This is a genomic window from Nitrospira sp., assembly GCA_029194665.1.
Taxonomy (GTDB): domain Bacteria; phylum Nitrospirota; class Nitrospiria; order Nitrospirales; family Nitrospiraceae; genus Nitrospira_D.
Genome location: JARFXO010000003.1, coordinates 87,720 through 104,058 on the forward strand (window position 1 = coordinate 87,720; position 16,339 = coordinate 104,058).

Below are 16,339 nucleotides of genomic sequence, written 5' to 3' on the forward strand. Positions count from 1 at the left end.
GGAGAGAAGCGAATCTCGTCGAAGTTCCATAGCTTTGGTTAGGCATCAGCGTGAAGAGGTCGACAAGGCTCTCACTAATACCCAACTGGGTAATCCCAAATGATGCAGTGTTGAATTCTTTTTAACGCAGTTGAAATATCCTTGTCTCCTCAGCACGGCCCAATTCCGAGTAAATGCAAGGGTCTTGCTTGCTTCGCTATGTGGCACTGACCGTGCAATTAAACTGAACATATTCAAGTTTCTCCTCCCAATCTGACCTATGAGTAAGGGATAGGACCACCGTGGCATTAGAAAAATCATCATGGGCGTTGCGGCCAAGGTCACGATAATTGGCGGGGTTCGAAGGCGGATCTAAGCTCAGCGAGGGAAATATGATTGGAGAGAGTTCTCGAATGACTGCTGTACGCGAGTATCTCACCGAAGTTGCTGGATTTAACTCCCATGTCCTGATTACCGGAGAAACCGGAACCGGGAAGGAACTGGCGGCGGCGATGGTGCATGAGCATAGTCCGCGCGCCAAACATCCCTTTATCAGTGTGAACTGCGCTGCGATACCGGAAACCCTGTTTGAAAGCGAGATCTTCGGCTACGAGAAGGGGGTGTTCACAGGGGCCAGTATGAGACGCGCAGGTCTATTCGCAGAGGCGAGCGGAGGCACGATCTTTCTGGATGAAATCGGCGAGATGCCGCTGACGGCTCAGTCCAAAATCCTGCGTGTCCTCGAAAATGGAAAAGTCCAACGTCTCGGTTCAGCCCACTCGCATTCGGTCGACGTTCGAGTGGTGGCGGCGACGAATCAGCGCCTTGAAGAACTGGTGGGACAGGCCAAGTTCCGCAGCGACTTGTTCTATCGACTCAACATCGCAAGAGTGCATCTCCCTCCTCTTCGTGAGCGCAAGGAGGATATCCCTGGCTTGATTGCACACTTCTTGACTGTCCTGAACGCCCAAATGGGCAGACAGGTGGTTGGCCTAGACGCTGATCTGCACGATTCTTTATTGGAGTACGACTGGCCGGGTAATGTGCGAGAACTCAAGAATCTCCTGGAATCGACCCTGCTGACCATCCGGTCTGCCATAATCGGGTTCAAGGACCTTCCCGGGCACTATCAAACGACATTCTCCCGCGTTCAGAGTAAGCCGTTCCAAGAACGAGAGCGGCTTGTGTCGGCACTTGCCGCGACTCATTGGAATATCAGTAAGACCGCAGAGCAACTCGACTGGGCCAGGATGACGGTATACCGCAAGATCGCGCAATACGGGATCGAACGCCCTTGTGCGGGAGCGATGTCACAGAAGTCCAACCTTTTTGTGGGGACCTGATATGAGCACTGCCGTACAGCCACTTTCCACGACCGCACAACGAGAACACTTCGAGGCGCTTGCCCGTGAGGCTGAACGGGCGATGGCCTCGAGTCTTTCCTGGTATCGGGTGAAGATCGCTCTTCTGGCTGGGCTTGGGTATGCGGTAATTGTTGGAACGTTGGCGGTGCTGCTTTTGATCGGCTCGTTCTGTGTCTGGGCGCTTCTCTCGGGGTATCTGTGGGTCTTGCTGGTGAAAGCCAAATTGCTCCTTGCCGTGCCGGCCATTGGATTCATTCTCATGCGTGCGTTGTGGGTGCGGATTGATGCTCCCACAGGACGCCGCATGACCAAACAGGACTGCCCGCTTCTCTTTGAGCAACTCGCCGATTTGTGTTGCCGCATGAAGGCTCCCCGGATTCATCGCGTCCTCATCGTAAACGATGCCAATGTGAGTATTGCCCAAATCCCTCGTCTGGGAATCTTTGGATGGCACCGCAACTATTTGGTGGTGGGCCTTCCTCTACTCTTTATGCTGTCGCCGGAACAGGTTCGTGCAGTACTCGCCCATGAGATCGGCCATCTCTCCGGCAACCATAGTCGGTTCGGAGCCTGGATTTATCGCGTTCGCTTGTCCTGGTTTCGGATCGTGACGGCATTTCAGCATGCGGATTCCTGGGCAAGCGGGCTCTTGGCTCGCTTCTTTTATTGGTATGCGCCCTACTTTAGTGCCTCTAGTTTTGCTCTGGCTCGAGCAAACGAATACGAGGCCGATGCGGCCGCAGCATCCCTGACCTCTCCACAGGCGGTCGGATCCGCACTCGTGGCTATCTCAACCGTTCCCCACTTTGATGCTGAGCGGTACTGGGACCCCTTCTTCAAGCGGGCCGATTATGACCCACAGGTGCCACGCACACCCTGGTCAGACTATGCGATCTATGCGGCACAACGCCGGCTCGATCAGCCTGATGGCCGAGCGCTCGTCACACAGTGTCTGAAAAGGGAAACCAACTACGCCGATACTCATCCGTCCTTAGCCGACCGGTTGAAGGCATTACACGCTGGTGCAGAGCTCGTCAGTACGCCGAAACCTCTTGCCGCTGAAGCGTGGCTGTTTCCTATCCTCCCATCGCTTCTGACGGAATTCGATCGTCAGTGGGTTCAGACCCATGAAGAGATGTGGGCACAACGCTCCTCGCAGACCCAGACCCTGAAGGCAACGCTGACTGACCTTGAACGCAAAGACCCGTCGAGTCTGTCACAAGATGAACGCTGGAATGTGATCGCCATGAAAGAGCACCTCGATCCCACGTTTGATCCATTACCGGCCTATCGACAATATCAAGCGGACTACCCACAGGATCGCGCCGCCGACCTCGCAATCGGACGGCTGCTCCTCAGCAAACAGGACAGAACAGGCCTTCAGTACCTCACTCGCGCGACTGAAGAATTTCGTTTAGTCGGCGCAGCCTGTCAGATCGTCGGGTCGTACGCGATGCGCATAGGCGACAAACCGTTAGCAGAAGAATGGACCCTTCGCGCAGAGGCGCATTACGACACCCAGGTTGCAACCTATCGAGAGCGGGCCACGCTCTCAGCCACTGACACGCTCAAACCCACAAATTCCTCTCCGGAACAGCTTGCTCAACTCCAAAGTCAGTTACGCCAGGTCGAACAGGTCCACCATGCCTGGATGTGCGAGAAAGCGACGGCCGTCCCGACACAGCCCTGCTATGTGCTGGCAGTAGAACTTGAGGGGTTTACGGGCCCATCAGAGCAGCATGACCTCATGCGTACCCTGACGTCCCACATCCGCTACCCAGGCGAAACCTTCGTCGTTCTAGCTACTGGTGACGGCAAGTCGATGGCTGACAAGGTCAAGGGGATCGGCATGCAAGTCATCTGACTCTGTCACTTCTATTTCTGCTCGGTGGATGCTGTCAGTCTTCAGCCCAGAGAGGGGGAGGGGCTGGTACGGGCTCAAGAAGGCGTCGAGGGTCTAACGCCGCTTCAACGTAGCGCTTCAGAACTCCTTTCATATTGGTGGTCTCGTCATTCAGCGCGACCATCTCGCGAATCATCTCGGCATACTGAGCAGTCTCAAATCCCACCGCACCGGTTGCTCCAGCAGTCCGCACAGATTATCTACCAACGCATCAATTATCTTCCGTTACCTCTGTCACGCCGACCTAACGCTGTGACAGAGGTGTGACAGTGATTGTGACAGCAGTGAGCGGCTGTTGGCTATTCCAGTATTGCCAGCATTTCTGCTATTGCGCGAACAATACGCCCTTGCTCTCATTCTTCGAGCCACTGAACCTGTCACTTTCTGCTGTCACATCGTGTTCTCCACTAGATTTCTCCCTCAGTCTGTAGCTGGCGCACGAATGCGCAGCTCTTTCATGTAGTTACGTAACAAGAGCACATTTCGACAAGTCGGGCACGCATTCTGCTTTATGCACTCGCATGTGATCGCAAGAGAGTTCGTGAGCCGTTCGGAAAGTGAGATGAGGGTTCATGGAAGCAGAATCATCAGACGTACGCAGCAATGGGGGATTGGCAGCACGGTATGCGAACTATTTTGAGATTGGCCACAACGGCGCCGAGTTCATCGTCGACTTTGGGCAAGCCTTTGCAGTGGTGGAGGAACGGCAGGTGCACACACGAATCGTTACGAGCCCTGCCCACGCTAGTGCCCTTCTTCGACTATTAGAAGAGTCGATCGAGCGGTATGAGCGAATCTACGGAGCAATTCGTGAAGAGTAGTTGCTCATCGGTAATGCTGAATATCCCATCCTGTATGAACGAAGGGACTGATTGTTGCCGATTTGTTGACCAAAGGGTTGCCTTATGTGAGCAGAGTCATTGTTCCAATTAACACAATCCGCGTACGTTCATTTCCGCTAGGGGGGTTCAATAAACACCCGTGTTTCTCTGGCGAAGAAGTGCGAGGTAAGAAGGAATAGGAGGCAGTGTTTGCGAGAGGGTCAGGAGTGTCAGATGAGGAGCCAGTTCAACCCACACTTAATACGTTCTTAATAGGAGGTGTCCAATGAAGAAGTTCAAAATTTTTAAACACTCATTCGGCATGATGGAAGTAGTGAAGCAAGGATGGTCTTGGCCAGCCTGTTGTTTTAATATTTTCTGGGCATTGGCCAAGCAGATGTGGGTATTAGGTGCTGGTTCTTTGGTGGCATGGTTCTCATTTCTCATCATCGGGCCTGTCGTACTTCCAGATCTACTTTGGACCATCAGCTATTTCATTGTCAGCATTGGAATTGGCGTTGTGTTTGGTATCAACGGCAATGATTGGAGAGAACAGAATTTGGTATCAAGAGGATTCCAGTATCAGGGGACGGTAGCGGCTGCCGATTCAGATAGTGCCATCGCAACGTTTGCAAAAGGCGATCTGGCCGTAGTGGTGTAATAAGTTTGTCATAGTACCCCAGCAGTTGGTACAGACGATCTGAATGGGGGCAACGGGGAAGGCTGAGCTGAGAAGAAGGAGTTGCCCTAATAAGGAGGAACATTAATATGCCACTGAAGGAAGAACTCAGATCAGCACGAGAGTCCATACTGAAACAGATAGGAGGCGTTCTGAATTCATTGAGGGCGGTCGCCGTTGAGTTAAAGATGACAGAAACTGCAGAAGATCTGAGCGACGTACATGATAGGCTCAACTCCGACGCCTTTACTCTTATCGTTCTCGGCGGCTCTAAGAGCGGTAAATCCGCGCTCCTCAATGCTTTAGCGGGCAGAATAACCCGCCCTGTGGCGGAGCTGGATTCTAGAACAACTGCTTCGTTAGGTTGTCGCTATTCCTGTCCTTCGACCGTAACACGTATCCGCTATGCAGAGAAACCGTACGTAGTGGCATGGGGATTGGATGAGAAGTACCAGGAGTGGTCACTCTCGTTGTATTTTGGGCAATTAACTGGATCTATGAATGAAGAGGAGATGGACAAGTTTCTTAAGCATACTCGAGAGATTGAACTGGGATTGCCTTTAGAGCTTTGTCAAGCGGGTGTAACGCTGATTGATACACCAGAGACGGGCGGTGCATTACAAGCCAAGCCTGCTATTTCTGAGGTAATCAAGCAAGCTGACGCTGCCATTTTCGTATGCCGGGCTGAAGACTTTGCTGAGTCCGACAGTCAGCCGTTCATGGATTTCAAACTCTTAGGTCGTGGGCCTCATGTGTTCACTGTTGTCAATGTACCGAACGATGCACCACCGGTGGAAGAATTGAAGAAAGCAGCGTGGAATCGACTTGTAAGAGAGTTGAGGGGTGGGCCGGAATACACCGGTCAGAGCATAGGTGAGTTCACAGCATTAGATATCTATTTCGTAAACATGCTCAATCACGACGAAGACACATTTTCTGATGTTAGCTCAAGGGTAGATGTTTCTGGTCTGAAATTGCTTGAAACACGCTTGGCTAAGTTCCTCCTTTATGATCGGCAGCCAACTCACCTCGAGGAGTTTCTGAGTAGGACACACATCTTGGCTACAAGCATCGCACAAATGATCGAACAACGGAAATGCACTCTGCAGACAGATGAACAACAGATTGAACACGCATCTCAACTAATTCAACCACAGCTAACTTCCATACGTGCCCGACAGGAGAAATTGCCAAACTTTTTCGAGCATCGGCGTCTAGAGTGCGAACGGGAATTATCCGCTAGTTTCGAGGAGCTAATTGCCAGGCTCGGTCGGGACATGCCTAATGAACTCAAAGCTCGGCCGCTTGCCTCAATGAAGTCCATAACCGAGAGGGTCAAGCTTGCCTTTCGACCACAGCCAGCAATCGAGGAAACGCTGGAGCTCTGCAATGTGATTGTTGCTGAACAAGTCAAACTGTGGGCAGAAAACCCGCCGGAGCTTCCTGGGGTGCAGATGACACTGACTCCAATCATCAATAAATTATTTGAGGACATTCGTAAGGAAGTAGCAGCAATCGACCAGGCCATGATCCAGATTCACATTTCCCTTACAGGAAAAATTCCTAGCGATGGTGGTGTGAATAGCCTAGGCAGCTTGGAGGACCGTGTCATCTCAAAAGTGGTTGGGTTGCTACCTGAATATAAACTGTCTGGGTTCTTAGCCGCAGGTGGAACGAAATTCCGCGCGATCGCCGGTGCCCTTGCTGGCAAAATGGTTGCCGTCGCTTTTCTTCATCACATTGGATTTGGGGCAGTGGGGCTTCTCAATCCACTGGTCCTTATCCCAGCGGTTCTTGCAGCCCTTGCTGCAGGGTCGATGGGCCTGGAGGACCGGATTAAGACAAAGGTTTGGGAAGAGATCGAGAAGGGACTCCTCTCGATGCCTACGAAGACGAGAAGCCAAATAAACCAAGAAGTAGGAAAGCTCTTCAAGCAGATTGAGGTGGAAATCTCAAGAGAAGTGGTAGTAACGATAGAAGCTGCTGAAAAAAACATTCAGGAAATGATGGAACTTAACCAGCGTCGCCGAACTGAAAAGGGGAAGGGTCTTGCAGATCTCGACAAGGCAAGGCAGCGAGTCATCGCTCAACTTCATGCGCTTGAGATGGCCATGCCGCACGTTCTGCAGGCAATCTGAGCTTAAGCTGAAATGCTTCTCGAAAAGGACAAAAGACGATGAGTGAGTAATTGGATATCTTCTGAAAAGGAAACGCACAGCAATGAATACATTCGGAATCGACTATCAGCGGTCCTCATCAGTAGTTTTCTTGCGAGAAGGAGTCGCACTAAATTGTCTACCAAAGTCCGTGGGAGACGGGCTCCGAACTCTAGTGCCAAATGCCGCGGATCCTGATGGCTTATGGGCGAGTCGTGCCGTTAATAACCGAGGCCCAAAACTGCTAAGCGGTAGTATGTCGAAGGATGACCTTTGGCTGACGGAGCCAGGGCCATCTCTATTCTGGAAGGGACTGTATCAACGTTGTTTTTCTTATTTAGGGCAAGTGGAGCCAACTGCGAAAGAAGGCTATAGACTTGTGGCGGCCATACAGACTAGTGACTATACGGACTCCGCACCACGTCTTGAGGCGCTGTGTCAAAGCGTAGGCTTTGAAGATGCAAAGTGCATGCTTGCAGTTGATGCACTGTTGAGTCGTTGGATTTGGGAACAGTATTCCGGTGAAGGCAAGGACGTTACAGTTGTCGCAGTTGGTGAAACTGTAACCGAGGTCCGTTCGTATCGTGTAAAAGGTAAAACCGATCATTTGTTTAGCATCAGCGAGTCTGGGCCTTCGATTACCCTTCCAGGAATTGGATCAGCTTCGTGGTTGAGGAGGATGTTGGAAGAAATACACAGTCGTTTCAAAGAACCTCTTCCACCGGGAAATGACCTTGTCCTCCACGATGCCACGATCGAATTTGTTATGAGACTCGGACAATCAAATACTGATCAAGAAATAGAATGGACCGGCCCGTTTCGCGAGCGTATGTATTCAGTGCCAAGATTGTCCCTACATACCTGTCTAGAGTGGCCAGAAGTCGTCGATCTGCAGTCAAGTCTCTCAACCGTGATCCAGGAATCCATGAGGTCTCTGGGAGGACAATTTTCGCGTGATCTCACAGTAATTGGAGGAATAGGGGCAATTTGGCCTTTCGTACGGCACTGTGTTGCTGCATGCCAAACTCAATCTCCAATATGGCAGAGCTCAAATCCATTGGAAGATGTCGCACGTGGGGCGACCTATTGGCCTTTACTTGGTGAATATCCGGTTGCACAAGCACAACCTCAAACTCCAATCCGTAGCCTTGACGTATCGACCGCTGAATCTGCGCCAAAGGCTTCCGGTTTGCCTGATCGCCCACCGGTGCTTCCTCCATGGAAAAGGCAAAGTGGACTGAAAAACACTTCGAGAAAGGGAAACGCAAATGAGTGAAGCTCGGCCCGCTGCATTGTCCACTTCGTCGTCGATGTCTCAGGCTGATGTGGCGATGCGATCATTTGGCGAAGTGTTGCCGCTTTTGTTGGTGTCGTCACTCGAGCGGCGCTATTTGTCAGCTTTTGATGCCTCAAGTTGGCGTATCGAAGCACGGCCGGGGGACACAGCACGTCCTCTTCTTAGAGAAGTCACGAGTCTGGGCCGCCCACAACATGAGGGAGGCTGGACTCATTCCATGCCACACGTTCTCACTGCCTGTCATGATCCCGGGCATGCGCTCGTCATGGCCTTATACGGAGATGGAGTGCGTCACCATATTTACCTCGGTGGACGGCGCATGATCGGCGCTGGGGCTCATTCAACAGAGGACTACTTATCGCGACAAGAGAGCGCGTTCAAGGCACATTTCTTAGGGCTTCAGATGGATCGAGCAGTAAGGCTCGATGATCATAATTTCCCGGATATGATGGGATTTTTACAACGGGCCTCAACATTATCTCTCATTACTGGTATCCCTTCTGGCCGTGGTAACGCAGGAGGTGGATCGTTTCAAAGCGTTGACAGGTTGGTTAAAGCGATCGGCGACCAACGCTATGCGTTGCTCATCGTGGCTGAACCTCTGGACTCACAAGTCACAGACACCACGCTGGACATCTGCCGTCGTCTTAAAAGCGATGTTCATATGTACACCAGACGAACTATTTCTCAGATGAAAGGAGAAAACGAGAGTCAGAACAAAGGGATACAAGAACGAGCAAATCCACAGCAAGCTTACCTCGCCACCATGCTCCCTACGCGATTAGCAAGTCTGGCAGGCTTTTCGTTGATAGGCGGGCTTGCTGCAGCACTCCCCCTGCTATCCTCCTCGTTAGCGAATGTCCTGAATTTCAAAACGGAGAGCACTTCTTCACAGATTGGAAAGAGCTGGCAAGAGTCCGGCAGTATGGAGCTTTTGGACGCCAATGCTGAGGCGTGCGAGCAGTTGCTTCAGCAATACATTTCACGACTCCAAACCGCAAAAAACGGAGGATGGTGGCGCACGGCGGTCTACGTTGTAGGGGAACATGACGCGGTCGTTGATAGTGTCAATGGTGCCCTACGAAGTCTTTGTAGTGGTGATGAAACCTCGCTTGATCCAATGCGGATCATTCAACTGCCCTCGTATCTCGTACGGAGTGCCGTAGAACACGGTCAAATTCTTGACATTCAACCTGCAAAGGGAGAACAAGGACACCCTCTTGGAAGCACCTACAACTCGCTTGCTACCTGTATTAGCTCCAAGGAATTATCGATTATCGTGAATTTACCCCAACAAGAAATTCCAGGTCTCCCAATGCGTGAGCAGGGCACCTTCGCACTTTCCGTACCTCCAGCTACGCATGATTCAATCACGTTAGGCATCCTCCAAGATAATTTAGGTCGTGATCTCGAACCTGTGACTATAACTTCCGCGGCATTGAACCGTCACGTATTTATCACTGGCTTGACAGGATACGGAAAGACCAACACCTGCATGCAGATACTGTTAGAGGCTCACACGAAACTTGGGGTTCCCTTTTTAGTCTTAGAGCCAGCAAAGGCAGAATACCGTCGTCTTGGACAAATCGAAGGATTGAAACTTCGCGTGTATGCGATAGGCGATGACTCAGCTCTTCCGCTACGTTTGAACCCTTTTAGCCCCGTATCCGGAGTCCCTCTGGGCCGTCACATCGACTTATTAAAGGCAGTTTTCAATGCTTCATTCCCTATGTTCGCGGGAATGTCTTATGTGCTGGAAGAAGCTCTGCTCGAAGTATATACAGACCGGGGGTGGAATATATTTACCTCCCATAACCCATTTCTCACCAACAAATCGACATTCGATGACCGCAGCGCGCTCACTCCTTCGTTGGAAGATCTCCATGACAAAATTGACACGGTACTTGCCCGCAAAAATTACGGGCAGGAGGTTCATCGAAACATAGGCGCCGCCCTTCGATCCAGACTTCGTAGCTTGATGGTGGGGAACAAAGGTTTGACGCTTAATGCACGACGCTCGACACCAATGGAAGATCTCTTTAAGGCTCCTGCGGTTATAGAGTTACGAAATCTAGGTGATGACGAGGAGAAATCTTTTGTCATGGCATTGCTATTTGTTCTCTTATATGAGTATGCGGAAGTCCGACAAGAGTTCCTTCCCGTTGAAAAACGTGAACGCCTGCAGCACCTTACTCTCGTTGAAGAAGCACATCGGTTATTACAGGCTGTTCGTGGACCAGCATCTGGTGAAGAGGGAAATCCTCGAGCGAAAGCGGTTTCCATGTTTACCGACATGCTTGCTGAAATGCGTGCATACGGGGAAGGGTTCCTCGTCGCGGATCAAATTCCAACAAAACTGGCTCCTGAAACGCTGAAGAACTCCAACTTGAAAATCCTCCATCGCTTAGTCGCTCCAGATGATCGACAAGCTGCTGGAAGCTGCATCAACCTTACCGAACAACAGATGCGTTACTTGAATAACCTGTCTCGTGGTCTTGCCATCGTCCATGATGATCGCATCGGAGAAGCTGTTCGCGTTCGCATTCATCCTGTTAAAGACACGAAGGCCCGAGATCGTACTCAGGATGAGCTTCGAGTGATTAACAAAGCGGTCGCGACAATGGATCAACGGTACCTGCATCGACATTCAGGCTGTCGCTTCTGTCCCTCACCATGCAATTTTGTCCATAAACTGAGTGGCGCAGCCTCCGAAGAACAAGACATGCTGTACCTCTTTCTGGAAGGTCTTTTCATAGACGATGACTCACAATGTTGGGGAGCTTGGGTGAATTGGAGGAAACGGTTGATTGGGAACGCAGCGGAAGACACTGCCAATGAAGTCAGTGTGAGTAGAGGGCTCGTGTATTGCGCTGCTACACAAGGTATGTACGAGTGGTTAGGCCAGATCTTAAGTGCGAAGAATGAAGAGAAAAGCGACGTTGGGCAGATCATTCCACCTAATCGTCTTAAACGAGAAGCCATAGGGCGTGTGTATGGAGAGTTCGCTTGGAGGTGGGCACAGAAGAGTACCTTGGATGATGAATGCGTACAGGCGATCATCGTCCTGCGTGATGAATTAAAGAAGAGTTGTGGTGAGGTTATCTTCAAGGAAGTACGACGAAAGAGGTTAGCAAACTCCTGCCAACGAGCGAAAAGAGCTTATCGGCAAGCTGCAAACGCTAGTGATCAGAATAAACTTCTTCGGATTGTCGCGAAAACCCACAGTGAGTTTGCCTCACTCTGCCATCAGGAAAAAAGGGTGCCGGCCGCACAGGCAGCGTTTAAGGAATCACTTTCAGCCTACCGGACGTTGGCTGGTGAAAGCTCCTCCTATTTGCCCGAGGTGGCTCGTACCTTAAATAACCTCGCAGGTTTAGCGTTAGATCTCAATGAGGTTGAACAAGCCCAGGAGTGGGGAAGGCAAGCGTTATCGATACGTCAGCCATTGTGGAAAAAGAATCCGGGCATGTATAGCGATGCATTGGCTTGGAGTTTAAGAACCGAGGCCAGAATACTCAAGCGCAAAGGAAAACCAGAGGCTGGCCTTGAGAAAATACGTAACGCAATAGAAATAGCTTCAGATGCCAAGCTGAAAGCAGAGTTACAGGCTTCATTGACAACATGGACGCAAGAATCAAACGGTGGAGTATGAAATGAGCTGGCCTTTCCTTCCAGGATTCCAAGTCAGTTCACAGTCCAATTCCACTCGGTAAGGCAGGCAACTGCGCGAGGTGCGGGGCAGCCGGATTAGGAGTCTCGACTTTACCAAACACAAATGTTTCCTGATTGAGCGCGCTCGTTGTTGGATCGCGAGCCTAGATAGCGGATCTAGATATCAGTGTATTGAAAGAAACTGGCATGGCCGCACTGTGATGGACCGATGCCTTGCGTTCTGTCCTATGTGGTACAGCGGTGAAACACAACCGCTAACTCCGTCGCAATTAGGAGGATCTGATCATGTCAGACGATTACGGAGAATCGTGTCTAGACATCTCGACTTACCAACAGCCGTACCAGGAATTTACACCTTCCTCGACATATGAATCGTACCAAGACACCTCGACGTATCAACAGCCATATCAGGAATCGTCACAATCCTACCAAGACACTGCAGTAGTAGAACAACAAGACCTAATGCAAGACGATCTCATGCTTCAGTCTCAGAATGATTCCCCGTCCGCAGTGGAAGATGTAGTTGATGTGGGCCAGGCATCCGACACGCAGTTGGAGACCGCGTCGCAGGACGAGATGGTGGCAGCGACACAGGCATCCGACACGCAGTTGGAGACCGCGTCGCAGGACGAGATGGTGGCAGCGACACAGGCATCCGACACGCAGTTGGAGACCGCGTCGCAGGATGAGATGGTGGCAGCGACACAGGCATCCGACACGCAGTTGGAGACCGCGTCGCAGGATGAGATGGTGGCAGCGACACAGGCATCCGACACGCAGTTGGAGACCGCGTCGCAGGACGAGATGGTGGCAGCGACACAGGCATCCGACACGCAGTTGGAGACCGCGTCGCAGGACGAGACGGTGGCAGCGACACAGGCATCCGACACGCAGTTGGAGACCGCGTCGCAGGACGAGACGGTGGCAGCGACACAGGCATCCGACACGCAGTTGGAGACCGCGTCGCAGGATGAGACGGTGGCAGCGACACAGGCATCCGACACGCAGTTGGAGACCGCGTCGCAGGACGCGGAGTCCACCACGGCTCAGGCCGATGAGGCGCAGTTGGACAGCGAGCTGCAGGACGAGACGGCGACCACGGGGCAGGCGTACGAGGCGCAGTTGGACAGCGAGCTGCAGGATGAGACGGCGACCACGGGGCAGGCGTACGAGGCGCAGTTGGACAGCGAGCTGCAGGACGAGACGGCGACCACGGGGCAGGCGTACGAGGCGCAGTTGGACAGCGAGCTGCAGGACGAGACGGCGACCACGGGGCAAGCCTACGAGGCGCAGCTGGACACCGAGCTGCAGGATGCGACGCAGACCACGGGGCAGGCGTACGAGGCGCAGTTGGACAGCGAGCTGCAGGACGAGACGGCGACCACGGGGCAAGCCTACGAGGCGCAGCTGGACACCGAGCTGCAGGATGCGACGCAGACCACGGGGCAGGCGTACGAGGCGCAGTTGGACAGCGAGCTGCAGGATGAGACGGCGACCACGGGGCAGGCGTACGAGGCGCAGTTGGACAGCGAGCTGCAGGACGAGACGGCGACCACGGGGCAGGCGTACGAGGCGCAGTTGGACAGCGAGCTGCAGGACGAGACGGCGACCACGGGGCAGGCGTACGAGGCGCAGTTGGACAGCGAGCTGCAGGATGAGACGGCGACCACGGGGCAGGCGTACGAGGCGCAGTTGGACAGCGAGCTGCAGGATGAGACGGCGACCACGGGGCAGGCGTACGAGGCGCAGTTGGACAGGACGCGAGCTGCAGGACGAGACGGCGACCACGGGGCAGGCGTACGAGGCGCAGTTGGACAGCGAGCTGCAGGACGAGACGGCGACCACGGGGCAGGCGTACGAGGCGCAGTTGGACAGCGAGCTGCAGGATGAGACGGCGACCACGGGGCAGGCGTACGAGGCGCAGTTGGACAGCGAGCTGCAGGATGAGACGGCGACCACGGGGCAGGCGTACGAGGCGCAGTTGGACAGCGAGCTGCAGGACGAGACGGCGACCACGGGGCAGGCGTACGAGGCGCAGTTGGACAGCGAGCTGCAGGATGAGACGGCGACCACGGGGCAGGCGTACGAGGCGCAGTTGGACAGCGAGCTGCAGGATGAGACGGCGACCACGGGGCAGGCGTACGAGGCGCAGTTGGACAGCGAGCTGCAGGACGAGACGGCGACCACGGGGCAGGCGTACGAGGCGCAGTTGGACAGCGAGCTGCAGGACGAGACGGCGACCACGGGGCAGGCGTACGAGGCGCAGTTGGACAGCGAGCTGCAGGATGAGACGGCGACCACGGGGCAGGCGTACGAGGCGCAGTTGGACAGCGAGCTGCAGGATGAGACGGCGACCACGGGGCAGGCGTACGAGGCGCAGTTGGACAGCGAGCTGCAGGACGAGACGGCGACCACGGGGCAGGCGTACGAGGCGCAGTTGGACAGCGAGCTGCAGGACGAGACGGCGACCACGGGGCAGGCGTACGAGGCGCAGTTGGACAGCGAGCTGCAGGATGAGACGGCGACCACGGGGCAGGCGTACGAGGCGCAGTTGGACAGCGAGCTGCAGGATGAGACGGCGACCACGGGGCAGGCGTACGAGGCGCAGTTGGACAGCGAGCTGCAGGATGCGGCGTTCGTGGCAACTCAGCGGCAGGATGCAAACTTGGAAGTTGAACAACAGCTACCCACCAGCCCAGAATTACCGCCGGGCGGATTCTCGGAGCCACAGATGCCGGTGAGCTCGAAGGACCTGGAATCTGCAGAAGGCCAGCTATCAGGTATGCAGGTCACGTCAATCGGCGCGCCCACCGGCGAGCTGGCAGGCCTGACCGATGCCGAAATCAATGATTTTGTTAATGGTATGGAAGGACAGGTGAATCCGCTGGGTGAGCCAGTCAGCTTTGTGCAATATGAAGATGCTTCCGAAGCCAAGGACTTACTGCGCGCTGAGGCTCAGCAGCTATCAGCGCAGGCCGAGGAATTGCGCGCCGCTGGCGATCTGGCTGGCGCCGCCGAGCTAGAGTCGCAGATTTCGCCGTTAGCACGGGCCTTGACCGAAGGTCGGCCGGTCGAAGCCATGCATGTCCTGCCGCAATCGGTTGGCGAGGGTATCCCAGGATACAGTGGTGAAGAGGCGCTGACCTACCTGGAGGAAAAGCCCATCCATCGAATGGCCGACAAAGATTGGATCGACGAGTTTAAGGACCTGGCTGAGGCCGACGAGACAACCAGCGCTGCGGATGTGCAGAAAACAATCGCCGAATCCTTCGCCGGCTCGCCACAGAGCCCTGGCGTCCAGCAAAGCCTGAGCCTGCGGCTACAGGACGAGATGGCCGAGCTCGGTATCGGCCCGGCCGATGAGATCCGGCCGTACCGGCCGCGGGTTCAATCGGAGTTGCCTCCCGGAGTCGAGGAGCTCGATTTCGATAAGCCGCCATCACCATCGGAGTCGATCGAAGATGAGTTTGAAGAGATAGAGCTGCCATCTGGGGCGGTTTCGGAAGTCGAGGATGCTATGAATGACTGGATCGACCAAAAATACGGCAAGAAATGACTGGCCACGATATCATGCCAGTCGGTCACGCTGCCACCAGTACCGCTGTTTCTGTTTCGACCTTCACCCTGAGGTTGTTAGGCAGTGGTCCTTCATCGCGCGTGGGTGAGGATAGCCCGGCCTGGCGGAGGGGGCCCATTTCTGTTCTCATGAAAAGCCAGAATAGAAACAGCGAGCCCTCATGTCCCCGCTGCTTGGAGGACATTCCGTAGGGCTTGAATCGTCAAAGGCGCATTCCCTTCGCTACGGTTATTCACCAAGACATATGTGTGTCGTTTCTCTCCCAGCGCTTTTTTCACCAGCTCCATGGTGTCTCGCCTCATCTCTGGAAGCGCTTCCACAATCTTCGTGTACGGCTCTGCTCGTTTCTTCGCGGCTTCATAGGACATCTTGAGCGGCGTCAGGAGGCGCAGGACCGTGAAGGGCGTGGCGAGGAGATCACCGACCTTCAGGGAGAGCGGCGCCGTACTGTGGCGCGAAGCCTACCAGACAGGCGAAAAGAGCGACCACGACATGGAACGGCGTGCCGAGCATGTCCCACGACTGTTCAGGAGGCGTCGTGATCATCCGAAGAACCTAGGTACTAACCCTACGTGTTCCAGGCGTGTTCTCTTGACAGCAAACTCACCCAAATTCCGCTGAATTGCACTGAGCAGAACTGAGCGTGGGAAACGGCAGAACTCCGCTCCTACAGCGGTGTTCAACTGTTCTGACAAGGACTTGTGCGGAAAGATCGGAAAGTTTACAAAACCGCTGCTCTGCCGATTGAGCTACGCCAGCCCGTTTGTGAGATCGCGTGCAAACCTCGTCTCGCACAGTACCAATAGGCCGAAGAACCTGTCAAGAAAGGTACCTCCTTCCAAGGAGGATCGATTGCTGGGTTTATTGATACGGCTTGCATTGCGTGCCGCG

The 16,339-nt window shown here is 53.9% G+C and carries 11 protein-coding genes; 8 read left to right on the top strand and 3 right to left on the bottom strand.

Annotated elements, in window-relative coordinates; genetic code table 11:
* Positions 1-371 precede the first annotated feature (371 nt).
* Complete coding sequence (locus P0119_09865; GenBank protein MDF0666357.1) at positions 372-1,322, top strand: sigma-54 dependent transcriptional regulator; 951 nt, start codon at positions 372-374, stop codon at positions 1,320-1,322.
* A gap of 1 nt (position 1,323) precedes the next feature.
* Positions 1,324-3,207, top strand: a complete 1,884-nt coding sequence (locus tag P0119_09870) for a M48 family metallopeptidase (protein MDF0666358.1) — start codon at positions 1,324-1,326, stop codon at positions 3,205-3,207.
* A gap of 34 nt (positions 3,208-3,241) precedes the next feature.
* Here the strand turns inward: P0119_09870 and P0119_09875 are convergent, their stop codons facing one another.
* On the bottom strand, positions 3,242-3,439 hold the full coding sequence (locus tag P0119_09875) for a hypothetical protein (GenBank protein MDF0666359.1): 198 nt from the start codon (positions 3,437-3,439) through the stop codon (positions 3,242-3,244).
* Positions 3,440-3,818: 379 nt separating this feature from the next.
* Between P0119_09875 and P0119_09880 the strand changes: the two genes are divergently transcribed.
* The 6 genes from P0119_09880 (at position 3,819) to P0119_09905 (ending at position 15,427) form a co-directional block, all read left to right on the top strand.
* Positions 3,819-4,067 (top strand): DUF3467 domain-containing protein, encoded by a 249-nt coding sequence (locus tag P0119_09880; protein MDF0666360.1) that lies wholly within the window; start codon positions 3,819-3,821, stop codon positions 4,065-4,067.
* Positions 4,068-4,353: 286 nt separating this feature from the next.
* Entirely contained in the window at positions 4,354-4,728 is a 375-nt protein-coding gene (locus P0119_09885; protein MDF0666361.1) for a DUF2628 domain-containing protein, read from the top strand.
* A gap of 107 nt (positions 4,729-4,835) precedes the next feature.
* The gene (locus P0119_09890) at positions 4,836-6,884 is read left to right on the top strand and encodes a dynamin family protein (protein MDF0666362.1); all 2,049 of its coding nucleotides are present in this window, start codon (positions 4,836-4,838) and stop codon (positions 6,882-6,884) included.
* A 274-nt stretch (positions 6,885-7,158) separates the two neighbouring features.
* A complete protein-coding gene (locus P0119_09895; GenBank protein ID MDF0666363.1) occupies positions 7,159-8,178 on the top strand; it encodes a hypothetical protein in 1,020 nt (339 codons plus the stop codon).
* Positions 8,179-8,416: 238 nt separating this feature from the next.
* Positions 8,417-11,851: a hypothetical protein gene (locus tag P0119_09900; GenBank protein ID MDF0666364.1), complete on the top strand. Its 3,435-nt coding sequence runs from the start codon at positions 8,417-8,419 to the stop codon at positions 11,849-11,851.
* A gap of 1,731 nt (positions 11,852-13,582) precedes the next feature.
* A complete protein-coding gene (locus P0119_09905; protein MDF0666365.1) occupies positions 13,583-15,427 on the top strand; it encodes a hypothetical protein in 1,845 nt (614 codons plus the stop codon).
* A 179-nt stretch (positions 15,428-15,606) separates the two neighbouring features.
* Here P0119_09905 and P0119_09910 read toward each other — a convergent pair whose 3' ends face one another.
* Together P0119_09910 and P0119_09915 are read right to left on the bottom strand one after the other, a co-directional pair.
* A complete protein-coding gene (locus P0119_09910) occupies positions 15,607-15,816 on the bottom strand; it encodes a hypothetical protein (GenBank protein ID MDF0666366.1) in 210 nt (69 codons plus the stop codon).
* A gap of 49 nt (positions 15,817-15,865) precedes the next feature.
* The gene (locus P0119_09915; protein MDF0666367.1) at positions 15,866-15,994 is read right to left on the bottom strand and encodes a hypothetical protein; all 129 of its coding nucleotides are present in this window, start codon (positions 15,992-15,994) and stop codon (positions 15,866-15,868) included.
* Positions 15,995-16,339 lie beyond the last annotated feature (345 nt).

Excerpts from the sequence above, each read along its gene's own strand:
- P0119_09905 (MDF0666365.1), top strand. The coding sequence starts at position 13,583 with ATGAGACGGCGACCACGGGGCAGGCGTACGAGGCGCAGTTGGACAGGA.
- P0119_09880 (MDF0666360.1), top strand. The coding sequence starts at position 3,819 with ATGGAAGCAGAATCATCAGACGTACGCAGCAATGGGGGATTGGCAGCA.
- P0119_09895 (MDF0666363.1), top strand. The coding sequence starts at position 7,159 with ATGTCGAAGGATGACCTTTGGCTGACGGAGCCAGGGCCATCTCTATTC.
- P0119_09865 (MDF0666357.1), top strand. The coding sequence starts at position 372 with ATGATTGGAGAGAGTTCTCGAATGACTGCTGTACGCGAGTATCTCACC.
- P0119_09885 (MDF0666361.1), top strand. The coding sequence starts at position 4,354 with ATGAAGAAGTTCAAAATTTTTAAACACTCATTCGGCATGATGGAAGTA.
- P0119_09910 (MDF0666366.1), bottom strand. The coding sequence starts at position 15,816 with ATGTCCTATGAAGCCGCGAAGAAACGAGCAGAGCCGTACACGAAGATT.
- P0119_09915 (MDF0666367.1), bottom strand. The coding sequence starts at position 15,994 with ATGATCACGACGCCTCCTGAACAGTCGTGGGACATGCTCGGCACGCCG.
- P0119_09890 (MDF0666362.1), top strand. The coding sequence starts at position 4,836 with ATGCCACTGAAGGAAGAACTCAGATCAGCACGAGAGTCCATACTGAAA.
- P0119_09870 (MDF0666358.1), top strand. The coding sequence starts at position 1,324 with ATGAGCACTGCCGTACAGCCACTTTCCACGACCGCACAACGAGAACAC.
- P0119_09900 (MDF0666364.1), top strand. The coding sequence starts at position 8,417 with ATGCCACACGTTCTCACTGCCTGTCATGATCCCGGGCATGCGCTCGTC.